Raw genomic sequence first — 14,009 nt, 5'->3', positions numbered from 1 at the left:
CTTCATATTATGCCGCTACACCTTAAAATGCAAATAGCATTTATATAGCTTTACAGTCAAAGCCCGTTTATTGCCGCAATGGCTATAGCCGAATTATAAACAATGCCAGTAACCTGTGACCACAACTCTAAGTTCTCAGTGTAGGTTGTATCCATGGGCACAATAATGGTGTCACCCGGCCCTAATTGGCTATTACTACTAAAGCTAAACCAGCTGCTACCGCTCTCATAAGGTTCAATGGCACCGTTCGCTTTAACAATATAAATACGTTCTTCGTCGGCTTTTTCTTTCGTACCGCCGCTGCGTTCAATGTATTCACCAACGCTCACTTCAGGGTCGAAACGATATGAAGTTGCCATTTGCACTTCACCCATAATGCTAACCGAATCAGTGTTAGAGGGTACATGCAGCGTATCCCCGTCTTTTAACTGCACATCATTAGCACCATTGCTACTGAGTAACTTGGGCAAGTCCATAATCAGCCGGCCAACCGGCTTTGCCGATAACAAGTCAGACAAAAGCGTTCGCATTTCACTGTAAGACACACGGCTGTCACCGGTTCCTGTCATCATATTACCGGCTACTTCCTTTTGTAGTTCTTGAGCCAATATACGCTTGCGTTCTTCTTCCCGCTTTCGAAGTTCTTGACGAGTAAAAATGGCGCCGTCTATAAAGGCATGCTCGGTAAAGCCACCGGCACGCTCAATTAGCTGCGTTAACGTTTCACCACGCTTAATGGCGTAAGTACCGGGGAACCGGACTTCACCACGCAACGTCACCTCATAAGTATTTTGCCATTCAGGGATACTCAATATGTTCAGCCTGTCACGGCCCTGAATTGGTACATCAGTTTCACCATTCAGTACATCTTTCAACGCTACCGTTAAATACTCGGTTTGACCCGAGCCATCACCAAAGCTGAATCGAGTCACCTCGGCACGAGCCAGATACGCGGAATCTTTCACACCACCTCCGGCTTCTAAAAGCCGACTAACACTGGCATTCTCAACTAACGGATAGACGCCCGGATAATTCACTTCTCCGGCGACATAAACCAAAGGAGCACTTGCAGAAGTCGAACTTTGCTGCCGAAGACGAAGCATAATTGGCTCTAAAAGCTTCTCTCGGGAGTACGCCGCTAAATTCGCTTCTGATATCTTAGTGTCATCCCTATCGGGCTTACCAAAAAGAGCCGTGGCTTCTTTTACTTCACCGGTATCCGGTGTTTTTACATTAGCACTTTTCAGCTTTTGCTCTTCAATGGCCCTCTCCCGTTTGCTCATTGCAAAACGAGAAAGTTGCTGTGCTTCTTCTTGTTTCGTCTGATAGCGGCTAAAAATAACAATCTGATCGCGTTCATGCAGAACAAGATTTTCTTCTGCATCCCCACTTATCGCTTCAGCTACGTTAAATTGATAAAGGCTAATGTCCCTTTTCGGTCCGGTTTCTCGTACCACTAAACCGTAGTCTAAATCAGCCTGGTCGAGCAGTGCGTAGCGACTATCACGCAAAACATCGTTTATGCGTAAGCCTTCTTCCCACTCATAATAACCTGGTCGCGACACCGCCCCAACAAGCAATAAACTGTTATCAAGTGAATCCGATACTTGTCTTAAAGTCAGCACATCACCGCCTTTAAGGGGCTGACTCAATTGCTTATCAGAGGTTAAGTCAATCGATTTGATTAGACGTTTACCATTAGTAATTCGTTGTAACTGCGCAACAGACAAATACGCATCTTCCCCAGCTCCGCCAGAAAAACGCAAAGCATCATGTATTGTTTCGTCACCTTTTAACTCATATAAAGCTGGCCGCTTTACTTCTCCTTTCACCGTCACCATCTCGCCCCGGGGTGGAATGAAGACCACATCACCGCTTTGTAACAAAGTATCGCCCGACGCATCGCCCTCTAGAAGTAGATTGTATAAATCAAATTCAGTAATCACTTCACCCGCTCGCATTAATCGAATAGATCGTAATGAAGCAATATCAGACACACCACCAGCAACATAAAGTGCTTGACTGATTGTCGATAATGAACTGACCGTATAGGAACCAGGCTTATACGCTTCGCCCGCTATGAACACCTGAATCGATCGCAAACTACCCATCGAGACGGCAACATTAATTCCAATCATGCGCTCTTTTACCTGACTCTGAATCAACTCCTTCATTAAACTGTAATTCAGTCCGTTTAATGTCAGTTCTCCAACACCAGGCAAAAATACTTTCCCTTCACGATCAATTGTTAGCTCATAGCTCCGACTTTCCTTACCAAAAAGCTGTACTTTTACGGTATCTCCCACTCCCATAATATAATTTGAAGGAACGGGTGCATACGAGGTAGGCGCAAAGGTTTGAGGCTCCCCGGCGAACAAATCATAACCAAAAGGCTTAGGTTCCTCTTTTCTTTTAGTCCTCTCCCGTGCCTGCTCCTCGTTACTTTCTGAACCGTTACTGTTTTGGCGCGGAGTGACTACCGGCTCTTGTTCACTTTGCTGTGACGAACTCGATGAACTATTAGTCGAACCATTCAACAGGCCAGGGTCAACACCATACTGACGTGCCAAAGCTTCTTGCTGGGCCCGGGGGAGCTTTTTAAATTGCTCTATTTGGCTCTGACTTGGCATAGACTGCGCGCTAGCCGAATTCATTACTCCAAAAGTTGAAGCAACCAATAGCAGCACCGCACAGTATAATGCCGAACCAGACAAGAAAGATTTCAACGAGACCAAAGTATTTCCCCTTTATGCGTTTTTTTAAACACTTCAATAATCGCAGCATTTTATAAGTTAACTAACAAAAAAGCTACGGTAGTCTTTTACAATAAGACGTTAAAGCTTGTCCTCCAGAGACGATAGAGTTACCGGTCGCAACTCTGTTACATATTGTGTTCCACAACTCTCTTAATATTCATTGCATTAACCGCTCAAAGGCACTCCCATCATTCCGTACAGCATCCACCACGTAAGGCGCATAGACATCATAAAGCATGCGAGTTGAACTGTGTCCTAACAGTCTGGAAACAAACAGCGGGTTTTCATGAGCCGCCAGATGCAATACTGCGGCTGTATGCCTAGTGACATAGGGCGTCCTTGGAGCAATGCCTATTTTTTCAAGTGTCGGGTACCATACTTTATTGGACACTTCATACGTTGTTACTGGCTTACCTCCTTGGGAATTGAAAACAAAATTCCCTTTTGAGGCTCTACTATTCATTGTTCGTTTAAGAGCCGCGGCAACGGTTGGCGTCATTACAATGTCTCGGCGGGACTTTGGTGTTTTTACGTCAGTTAGCCGGCCTCGCACATAATTAAACCGAATGTGGATCAACTGATGCTCAAAATCGATATTTTCCAGCTGTAATCCATGGATTTCACAGCTTCGCATTCCTGTATGAAAACGAACTAAAAAGTAGTCGTGCCAATTTCTCGGCACTGCGCTCAGAAACGACTTCACTTGTTGTTGAGTCATCGGTCGCGGATCGCTTGGCTCTTCTCTCAGCGGCTTAAGCTTTTTTAGCGGATACTCAAAGTCCCACTCTTCGGATGCCAGATAAAGTAAACTGATCAGTGGGACAAGAATGATATTTATTCGTTTATTAGACAAACATCGGCCACCTTCATTATTAATACGCTCACACAACTTACTTCTAAACCGCTGTACCTGAGCTAACGTAATGTCACTGACAATGGTGTTACCGAATTCCGGTAAAAGATAGCGGGATAACGTCGACTCCAAGCTTTCACAGTAACTGACTTTCCACTCGTGACGCTTTCGCTCGAACCACTGCTGCGCGTAATCAGAAAATAATGGCGCCACCTGACCGGGTTGTTTTGCGCGTCTCAGCCGGGCATATTTTTCTAACTTCTTTGACTCAGGAAAATGCTCTGCATAATCAAAAACCCCCAAGGCCAACTCCGCATTCATCTGTTTTACGTGCTTTTCCAGCTTTTTCTGATTCGCAGGCGTTGCGATCAGTCGTGATGACTCTCGAAATCGCGTGCCAAAGCAGCAAATATCATATTCGAGAATATTGTCATGGCGTGTGCGCAAGTGAATCATGGCCAGGCTTCCTTCATATATCAGTCAACACTGTACAAATATACAGCATTTTGAGGAAAGGTCAAATTTCGAACAAAGCCTTATTGAACCATTGAGCACATAGATTGTTTATTAGTTAAGCTTATTAAGAAGGGCTGATCAGTCGAGCATCTAACAACACAGTGCTTTTTGATTGCTTCGATGAGAACTCTACCATGAGCGCTTCTTTTTTTTCCTCAAAGGTCATTAACAGATCCTCGTCGGCAAATAATTCGGTTGATCGAAACATCAACGCGCGACTGACCTCTATCGTTTTATGAGTAAATGCGGCGGCATCATCAACTTTCAATGCGACCCGGTGAGCCGCATAACGAGACTTGTTTGCTAACGATACTTCCAGTGCCCTCTCTCCGGTTAACTTCAAATTCAGTGGGTACTTTTGAGAAGCAACATCAATTTCTTTTAAGGCATGAATTAACTTGTTCGCCATTACCACGATCTTCCCTTCTTGCTTTGAAAGCCTCAGCGGCGTTAATTTCCTATCTGCCTCCCCCAAACCAATCCTAAACTCCATTGAATGTGAATGGACAACAATCTGCGAGCGAGAGAAGCTGATACCACTATTTCTCTGACGAGCAACAATCGACAGCGCATGATTCAGAAGGCCAAGTTTATCCCGCTTCACCGTAAGCCGGAGCGGCTCTTTATTGACATTGTCGTGCGACTCATCAACAAATGCGCGTGCGAGCACTTGAAACCCTTTTCCTTTGACGAGCAACGCTACCCCTCGCGGAAACATAGATATATTACCGACGGCAGAATTTCCGCCGGTAGAATGGCGCGTTAATTTTAACGTTCGCTCGAACAACATAATGTCTTTGTGCTCAATCTGATAAGAGAACTGATATTCATCTCTCACCCCGACTGCTTCCATCCGTTCGTTACGCTCAATCACCTGAGCGCTCATTCGATAAACGGCCTGCTCACTATGCATGGTTTCATCTTCAAAAAGCCCACGTTGCATGAGCTTTTCTGACAAATTAGTTGCACCGGAAAACACCAGCTGCTCATTTTCTAAGTCAACGTCGAGCTCTAGATACGGTAGCTTCTTTAGCTGTGCGCTAAAGCGCCGTATGGCTGCCAAATCGATTTTAAGTAATGCGCTCTTTGCTTCTTCTTTGTAAAGAATGGTGCGCTTAACTTCAGAGAAACCTTTTTTCAATCCGGGAGGCGTAGCGATAGCAAGACAATTCTGCAAAAGGTCGACTTCCATTACGGACGAATGGTCGACGTCAACATTGTTTCTCGTTTTTTCAGAGAGCTTCATCATAAGCTCTATTGATTGCACTAAGTTATCGTTGTGTATCGTTAACTTCATTTCTTCGTCTCATCATCACCGTTTCGAAATACAGTATAAAGCTCCAATGAGCACACGATACTCTGTAATTTGTCCCAAAGCGGCCAGCGTAAGCGAAACGGTCTTATCCGCATTTCAAGTTGCAACGCGTTCTTCTGTTGTTGCTCTGTTTGTTTGATCCTGACTTGATGACCAGAATTTTCAACAATTGCTCTCCAGGCGTTATCATCACAATTTAGCTCCATAATGCAATCACCTAAGCCCAAGATTTTAAATGCACGAAGTGTCTGCTCGGCATCGCGCTTATTACTGACCGTCTCGTTTTCTAAACACCTTTTCAACGTGCTGATTGCATTTTGCTCAACCGACAGCCAACGCTGCGCTGTCATTCGCTCCTGAAAACGGATCCAGGTCGGGAAAGCTCTCGGCGATAATTGCTGTAAAAACTGTACATCGGGAAGCTCAGTTAACCCATCGAAATAGCGTTGTAAGTGCTTACTTATCGATAAATCACTTAAGGGACGATACTGATAATCATAAAGCGCATCAATGAAGTCACTGAACGTGATAACCGTATCAACAGTCTGAACTGACCGTTGTACCTGCGTCGTGAGTTTTCTCGCATCCGCTAACCCAAAAATCGCTGTTTTGAATAGCGCTTTTTCTTTGTTGTTACTCGTAAACACGCGCTTGATCGTCTCGAAGCGCGCGTTCGTCTGCGGCAACAGATTATGCAATACGCTTTTATTAAGCGGTGAGGTGCGCATAGAGCTTAATTCAAATGTCACCAGGTCAAAAAAGTGGAGATAGCTTGCCGCTGAGGTTCCTGGCGTCGCGTGACCTAAGATCATCGCTAAAAAGTCAAGGATCGGAAAGTAACTATTAAGTGCTCGCCCTTCCGCTAACAAAGCCTGGTGAATACGCTCTAACTGCTTAGATGAGAAAAGTTCGTGCGGCTCTTTGGTTAGACCTTCACCTGAATTCTGTTGTGTCAAAAAATATCGACCAATGGCAGCCTGGATGGACGGAAACGCACCTTGCGCTAAAACAAGCAATAAATTATTAGCCGCGCAGTGGCGTAGCGAATGAACAACCAGATCGGGGATTTGAGTTTGTTCACGCAAAAGCGCCATAAACTCGCGCTCATGCACTTGCACGGTTTGCGCATCAAACAGCCGCTCATGGGTTTTAGAGCGCATCTCAACGTAATTCAAAAGCGACAGATAAAACGACTGCGGTAATAACGCCAGAGAAATTTTACGTGGCGCATTGGCCGTTTTTCGACCAGCAAACTTTGTCACATAAAGCACATCGCTCTCGACATTGATATCATCAACGGCAAGCAGTAACGCTTCGTTGCGTCTTAATCCAGCGTAATAGCAAAGCTGCATCATTAAAGCCGTTTGTTCACGCGCGCTTGAGCGCATCGCAAGAAACGCATGACACGTCGCATCGAACAGTTGCGCTGGAATGAAGTGCGCTCTGACACTCTCTACCGTTACACCAGCAAGCTCAAGCTCATCAAAGTCATACAATCGAAGCTCTGATATTTCATGAACGTACTGCAAAAATCGCAGCACCGTGCTCTGCTTATCAGTAGCTTCAAGATCAGAAATGGCATCAGCTAAACGATGCGTGAGCTCATAGAGCGCATCAACATTAGACTGGGCATCAACAACTAATTCCTCATCGCTCAACGTCTTAGCCAAAAAAACCTTGAGGGTCGACCGATAGCTTCGTATCGAGCTTGCTTCTAAATTCTTTTTGCTCGGACTACCGTGTACAAAAAGATCTGCACAAAAAAGCGTTAATAGTTTTGTTAATAACGATGGTGCCTGCTCGCTACCCTCAGCCAGTGCGTTATAAAGCAAGTGCTCAATCGCAGAGCGCGCATTCTTGAAGGCTTTTCCGCTTCTGCCCGATATGGCGGTTTGCTTTTCATACGTCAACAAAATGCGACCCATTGCATCAATCAACTGCCTATCCGCATTCCCGGCGCTGTGCTCAGGCGAAAACGCAAGTCTCAGCCCGGAATCAACACCAAATGTTTTTTTATCGTATGTGTCACCCGTCAATGCCGCAATCGCTGTCTTGCGTTGCCGCTTACGACTGACATGATTCGTTTGAGTCCCGCATTCGTTCGGGTCAACTTGGCCTGATAACGCCAATATCAATGACTCGTCCGACAATACTGTTGTAACTGTCGATAGCGAGGTTGCAGCAAGCGGTGTTGTCTGAAAGTTAAGTGCCAATAGCGCATCATCAACCGACAGCGCGGTAGACGCCATCGCCGGCTCTGTCGCTCTTATCTTCTGCCACCACTGCTCAAATGCCTTGTTTAAAAATTGCTTTTTTGAAGCATTAATCGACTGTGCTCGGCGAAGATGTAGCAAAGCTTCTGCATCTAACCATACGCGCTGGCGACGCTGCGTTTCTATCAATACCGATGCTCTATGTAAATCGCTGAAACACAATAAATCGCTCTGCTTAGCCTCAAGCACCAACGCTAACGTCTTGCTATCGCTGATGTGCGAGCGTTTGGCAATGTATAAGGCGTGTAACAAATAGCGCTGGGGGTCGCTAAATTGATGAAACACTGATGAGACGATTGCGTCGTCAAGCTTTCGCTCAAGCAATGATTGGAGCAAAAAGACAGGGTTATGCTCATTAATGAGCGTTTCTCGTTGCTTTAAGGGTCGAAACTCAACAGGCTGAATTAACACCTGATGTTCGCTTTTAAAGTGATAAAGCGCACGCATACTCAGCCACAGCGCTTCAAGCAACTCGTTGGTATTGGCATATTGATAAACCCTCAGTGCGCGGCGTTGTAGATAGTTTTCTGCAACCTGTTTATCTGCATTAAGCGCGTCCCGACAATGCTTATTTAATACCGCAAAAACAACGTCGACTTCATTGCGCACAAGCTTATGAGAGCCGCTTAGCGCACGGGCGATATTTGTTTGAGTAAAATCGCTCATAACGCACTTCCCAACCGATTTATTAGATCGAGAACGCATGCATCGTTTGCTGTTATTTGTTCACCGTCCCGTTGCATACGCTCCCTTTGCTGGGCAGCAATGAGGCGGATATCAAACAGACTGTAATTCGACAACAAACCGGTGCCAGAGCGCGAGTGATTCATAAAGCCATTCATCGACGTTTGAGAGAAGTCATTAATCGATGCATTAAGAAACGCGTTCGCCGCAACATGGCGAAACGCCTGCGACGATACCTCATCATCAATAAGCGTTTTTATTTGTGCATCAACGCGCGTTCTGGACAAATGCTCCCAGCGACATGTGTCAGTCTCGTCAACCGACAAAAACATTACTAAAGCCGGTGGCCGCTGTATCGCAAAGCGAGCAGACAGCGCGTCGCACAATGTGCTGGTCGAACAAAGTAACTGACACAACGCATTGGTTAATACAATAAGGCGTCGCTCATCTTTATGATGAGCTCGCTTATCCCGAACGCTTAATAACCCACTATTTTTGTCAAAATGGCGATGCGCCGGAAAAGGTTTTGATACGGGTCTTAGCGCAACACGGGTTGCAATACGCATATAACAATAAAGCGCAACATTATTGAATGCCTCGATAATCGCTCTATCATCGATTTGCTGTGACAGTGTGTTAATTAACTGCTCGTATAAAAGCGTTAATGCGTCATCTTTTATCGAGCGAACGGAGCCTTGTCGTTCATTATCGGCAAAGTCAGACAAACGCGAGCTTGATTTATTTTCGTGTGTATCCTTGCTATCAATACGTATACCTACGTTGTCGACAAAATTATCCCAAGCGCTTAACAGCGTTGTCTCGAGCTCCTTGTTCGTCACGTTGATATAGTGACTCTGCACCGTACTCTGACTTTTTAGAAAGTTAAGAAATGTTTCAGGGGCTTGCTCCCGTGCAAACTGAAAAAATGCTGTTTCAAGTGCGCGTCGTGTGATGCCTCTTTTTTTCAGTCCGGTCTCGTTAAGTACATGATTAATGAAACGGCGATAACCTTTTTCATCGACAAACAGTACGTTACTAAGCTCAGCGTCATTACGCTCGGGTGAGTTGCTTTTATTTCGCAACACGATATTTAATAAGCTACCAAGAGGGTTTGGCAGCTTTACCTTTAAATTTTTACAGCTCTCTTCGTATAGATAATCATCCGCGGGGGGGCTCGTATCAATGAGTTTGGCAGGCAATATCAGCTGCGCGAATACATGTTTTCGCGCTCCGTCGAGATCGTAACGCAGCACCTTCATTTCACGCGTATCAGCATGTTTTTTACTCGAGCTTCCCGCACTGACGTTTTGCAAATAAAACGTATCGACATCGGATAACGTCAACATTTTGAGCATGAGGCGCAAAAGAATACTTGCTTCTCGCAAGTTCACGTCTTCTAGTTCGCCACAAATAAAGCTTTGACTGATGTATTCTAGCGCTGTGCGCAGCTCGCCCACGGTTGCACTCGAAAACGAGAAAGGAAGTGCTAATTCATGCTTTCTCAGCGCATTGCTAATAGCCGACTGTTGAGTCTGATAAGACCGCTTTCGTTGTGATTGCGTGCGCTCAAGATGCGGCGTCACTTGAGTAAAGCGCCCGACTTCCTCACCCGCTTGGTTTGTCGTTTGCATTAACGCAATATCAGCCTCATCCATGCGGACCTCTGCGAAGGTATGCTTGTTCGTCGTATCGATGATGCTATTCTTACGAAGCGCGGCTAAATCGATCCGCCGCTGCTGTGGCGGCTGAAAATAGCGCGCGACCTTGTCTAACGTTTTATTGTCATTTTTCAACGCAACTTGACGTAGGTCGCGGCGCAGTTCGGACAATGTACTATCGAGTGCAAATTGTGCCGTGATACCTCGCGCTTTTAACTCATCAACACGACAGCATTCAGACGAGTCTACTTTTAAAAACGCATTATAAAACTGCAAACATGCCGCGTAGTCGTTAAAGCCGCGCGCACTGCATAAATGCGCGAGTAAGATATAAAGAAGCTCTGAGCGTTGTGACTCAGCGTATTGCTCCGACGCATCAGGCAATAACGACATCGTCGAGAAAAACGGATGCTCCTGCAGCTGCGAGTGCAAGTCTTTGCGTCGGATGTTTTGCATAACAGCGCTCGTTCGTTTCTCTGCATCGAGTCGGCCAATAAATACGCGATAACGATTCATCTGGTATGCGCTTAAACTTAAATTGACGTCGATAAAATAGCGACAGAAGAGGCTTAGTTTTGCGGCGTGCTCGCCGATACTGTCGGCAGGGTAGTGAAAGTGCGCAATCATCTCCTCAAGCAGGCTATCGTCGACATTACTCATCATCAAACAACTCACTGCCAAAGATTTCGTTTGCCTCAAGTGCGTTTTTTAAACTTGCTCGCTTCGAGGGCGCCTGACTTTTCGATATCGACAGTTTTTCACCTTCGAATCGCATCTTTTTGATTGCTGTCGTTATCTTGTCAGTGCTTCCTCCAAATACATAGGACCAACGATTAAGGCGAAGTAAGGCGCGTACTTTGAATTGTTCAACTCCAAATTTCTGATGAGCATAAAGTTCGAATGAACTTGTAACGCTGAGGTGTTGCGTTACCGTACTGTCAATCAGCACTTTATTAAATTCGTGCTCGTCATCAAAGTTGATGACTGCAAATTTCAGTTTTAAGTCATGAAAACGCAGGCTGAGCTCGCGAAGTAACAAGACGTCATCGAGCGCAATATATTTTGTACCTAGCCTCGCGACTCGAACGCAATGCAGTGACTTACAAATGCGCTCTAATAAGTCACGCTCAACTATTTCGTCAATAAAGCGCTCAACGCGCGCGACCGCTTCTAAATTAAATTTTCGTACGTCAAATGTTATCTCACTCAATTTCAAGCGTTTTTGTCTCATAGCAACCGTTTTTTTAACTGCATTTGAAACGAGCTTATCGCTTTTTTGAGCTTTTTGAAGTCCGTAGGTCTGGCTAAATTAGCCGACCTAGTACCGGCTTTCAAAAACGGTATCGTGCAGCGTATATAACAAAATATTTTTTATAAAAACCGATGGTAAGCGCTCACTTTTAACACCTCCCCCTAATTTTATAAGGGTTATTTAAAATTATTGCTTTTTTAAATGATTACTTAGACTGACTCTCCGAAAGTAACATTTTGTTACAAACTTCTTCGAAAAAAGTTTTTCTACGCTCAAATACCGTCAGGATTTGTCCATAGAACGCCATTGATCTGTAAGAAAGTAACTCCAACCACACAACCGGCCAAAATAATTGCCTCTGAGAGGGTTAAGGGCTTCGGGCATCACTGTCTACGAAGCCCTCCGAAGACTGAGAGCCCCTATCTGGCCTGATGGGCTTTTCTTTCGTACCTTTGGTCAGAAGCTTACCCGTAAGTGCGTTAACGTATGAATCACGTCTGGGAGTTATTCTCTGACGCATCAAGTCGATTGATACCCCAGATACCGATACCAAAAAAGATTATTAATCCAACAATTAGCATCAACAGTAGCCATAATTGTCCAGTTGTCATAGCACGTAACCCTTTTAAAAATAGTCTCTCGATGAGAAGATTTTCTGAAGATTGAACTCTAATCATAACGCCTTAATCAGGATTTTTGCTAAAAATTTAAAGACGCATCATACTAGTCAATATCAGCATCGCTGATGACTATTCGCTATTAATGAGGTAATTAAAAAAAATAACGCTCGATAATCCGTTGCCTAGAAAAGGGGCGCAGGGAATGAATGAGACAACGGCAGAAAAATTAAAGCCTTCACACAAAGAGTCGGAGCTTTTGCTTGGGCTCAATGAATATACCAGTCAGGCGCAAGAGCTAGCCGAACTAATTCTTTAAACAGAAGGAGTGTCGAATGAACCGTCAGACCCCAAATAGTGAACAAAAAACGAAAGACGAGAAGCCGGGACATATCAACAAGTACAGCCTTGACGAGTTATTATCAAAAAGCCCGGCTGGCAGTTTCAAACTCAACTCTAAAGATAAGCAGTGGTTAAGTGGCCCGATTATTGATGACAATAACGTAAGCTGAGATAAATAGTTCTGCTGATAATGAGTAGAAGTGGTATCGAGTGTGTTTGCTGTTTAGTCGCAGCACTGAGTAAAACGACTTAACCGACTGCATCAAGAACGCGTGTCTTAATCCTCGCTTTTCCGACTTCCCGGAAAAACGAAAAGTGTTAGTGCAACCGCGACTACCAAGACAAATGGTGCGGCACCGACAAAAATCGCTTCGAGCGTATTCATTTTTGCTTCCTCAAGCACAACAACCGATTTAAGTAGTTTAGCGCAAGATTTCCGAATGTGTAAAAGCTTTTTGCCTTGGTCATGAACACTCCTTATCGGCATATAACGCCTCGTTTTAGATGTGCCCGTAAAATCTGGGTAGAACCCGAGCAGACCGATTAGTTAATTATGCGGTAAGACACTGATTTGGTATTCAGTAAACATCATTGGATAACACGACATTTATGCGATAGTATTAGAAGGTATTACCTTTTAATACTTAGGTAGGTTAAAAATGGCAACATCCGTAAAACTGAATGATGATATGAAAAAACGCGTGCAGCATTTGGCAGATGTTCGTCATCGTTCAGCACATTGGATCATGCGTCAGGCGATCCAGGATTATGTTGAACGAGAAGAAAAACGAGAAGCTTTTAAGCAAGACGCACTTCGTGCCTGGGAAGATTATCAGCGTAATGGCTTGCATTTGACGCAAACGGAAACCGATGAATGGTTGTCCATACTTGAATCGGGTGACGATGCCGAGCTGCCAACGTGTCACACGTGATCTGGTCTCCGGCCGCCTTAGCAGACGTTCAACGTTTACATGATTTTTTGCGAGATAACGATCCGATAGTGGCTCGCGAGGCCGTCAAAAGCATTCGTAAGAACGCCCATATTTTGGCTTACCAACCCGAGATTGGCCGTCCGCTGGATGATATGCCTATTGAATTTAGAGAGTGGCTCATTGATTTTGGCCAGAGCGGTTATGTCGCGCTGTACCGTTACGATGGTATTAAAACGATTATTCTTGCAGTTCGGCATCAGAAAGAAGTTGGTTATTCGTAAGTCTCCAGAGGTTTTTGATTCCGGCTCATTTGTCGGTTCACACCAAGCGAAAGCCTGAAAGTTTGGGTTGTTGACACCATTGCTCAGAGAACTTAAATGAGGCCGCTAACAATACAGACATTGTTGGTGCATTAAATATTTTAGAGCGGGGACACCGCTTGTTAGCCTGTGGAGAGTCGGCGTTAGCCGCTCGATGAAGCAGGAACTTGCACCTAAAGCAATTTAGTGTGCGCCCTTGTAATGGGAATCCCCCACCGATTTAGGTGGGGGGAGGATGTCAATTTACCTGCCTGATATTAATCAGTACCCAGCCGAGCGAGCGTCGCACGTCACCTGAAAATTTAACCGAGCCAACACCAAAATCCCCCATAGCTGGGCCACTTTGCCAAGGAAACCGGCCTAAGTGGCCCAGTTTTGGGATAAATTACACCGACCAAATCCGATCCAAGACCCAACCTCCCATAGCTGGGCCACTTTGCCAAGGAAACCGGCTTAAGTGGCCCAGTTTTGGGATAAATTAGACCTATCAA

At 45.0% G+C, this 14,009-nt stretch carries 9 protein-coding genes; 3 read left to right on the top strand and 6 right to left on the bottom strand.

Features of this window, described 5'->3' with window-relative positions; translation table 11 throughout:
- Positions 1–56: 56 nt before the first annotated feature.
- From ACP7H9_RS09875 to ACP7H9_RS09850, 6 genes are all read right to left on the bottom strand, one after another.
- Positions 57–2,630, bottom strand: coding sequence for an SLBB domain-containing protein (locus tag ACP7H9_RS09875; RefSeq protein ID WP_439222684.1), 2,574 nt, complete (start codon positions 2,628–2,630; stop codon positions 57–59).
- A 283-nt stretch (positions 2,631–2,913) separates the two neighbouring features.
- The gene (locus tag ACP7H9_RS09870) at positions 2,914–4,065 is read right to left on the bottom strand and encodes a tyrosine-type recombinase/integrase (RefSeq protein WP_439222683.1); all 1,152 of its coding nucleotides are present in this window, start codon (positions 4,063–4,065) and stop codon (positions 2,914–2,916) included.
- Between the two features lie 124 nt (positions 4,066–4,189).
- On the bottom strand, positions 4,190–5,422 hold the full coding sequence (locus tag ACP7H9_RS09865; protein ID WP_439222682.1) for a hypothetical protein: 1,233 nt from the start codon (positions 5,420–5,422) through the stop codon (positions 4,190–4,192).
- Positions 5,419–8,379, bottom strand: coding sequence for a tyrosine-type recombinase/integrase (locus tag ACP7H9_RS09860; protein ID WP_439222681.1), 2,961 nt, complete (start codon positions 8,377–8,379; stop codon positions 5,419–5,421). The genes ACP7H9_RS09865 and ACP7H9_RS09860 overlap by 4 nt, the downstream gene beginning before the upstream one ends.
- Positions 8,376–10,718, bottom strand: a complete 2,343-nt coding sequence (locus ACP7H9_RS09855) for a hypothetical protein (protein WP_439222680.1) — start codon at positions 10,716–10,718, stop codon at positions 8,376–8,378. The genes ACP7H9_RS09860 and ACP7H9_RS09855 overlap by 4 nt, the downstream gene beginning before the upstream one ends.
- Complete coding sequence (locus ACP7H9_RS09850; RefSeq protein ID WP_439222679.1) at positions 10,708–11,265, bottom strand: hypothetical protein; 558 nt, start codon at positions 11,263–11,265, stop codon at positions 10,708–10,710. Before ACP7H9_RS09850 ends, ACP7H9_RS09855 begins: the two co-directional genes overlap by 11 nt.
- A 994-nt stretch (positions 11,266–12,259) precedes the next feature.
- On the opposite strand from ACP7H9_RS09850, the gene ACP7H9_RS09845 reads away from it, so the two are divergent.
- The 3 genes from ACP7H9_RS09845 to ACP7H9_RS09835 all read left to right on the top strand — a co-directional run bounded on the left by ACP7H9_RS09845 (position 12,260) and on the right by ACP7H9_RS09835 (position 13,479).
- The gene (locus ACP7H9_RS09845; protein ID WP_439222678.1) at positions 12,260–12,436 is read left to right on the top strand and encodes a hypothetical protein; all 177 of its coding nucleotides are present in this window, start codon (positions 12,260–12,262) and stop codon (positions 12,434–12,436) included.
- Positions 12,437–12,925: 489 nt separating this feature from the next.
- Positions 12,926–13,198, top strand: a complete 273-nt coding sequence (locus tag ACP7H9_RS09840) for a CopG family ribbon-helix-helix protein (protein WP_034818393.1) — start codon at positions 12,926–12,928, stop codon at positions 13,196–13,198.
- A complete protein-coding gene (locus ACP7H9_RS09835; protein WP_235598890.1) occupies positions 13,195–13,479 on the top strand; it encodes a type II toxin-antitoxin system RelE/ParE family toxin in 285 nt (94 codons plus the stop codon). Before ACP7H9_RS09840 ends, ACP7H9_RS09835 begins: the two co-directional genes overlap by 4 nt.
- The last annotated feature ends 530 nt before the right edge of the window (positions 13,480–14,009 follow it).

This window comes from Idiomarina sp. ST20R2A10 (assembly GCF_051842345.1).
Taxonomy (GTDB): domain Bacteria; phylum Pseudomonadota; class Gammaproteobacteria; order Enterobacterales; family Alteromonadaceae; genus Idiomarina; species Idiomarina loihiensis.
Note: the sequence above shows the minus strand (reverse complement) of the source record. Positions and strands in the feature narration are given on the sequence as shown.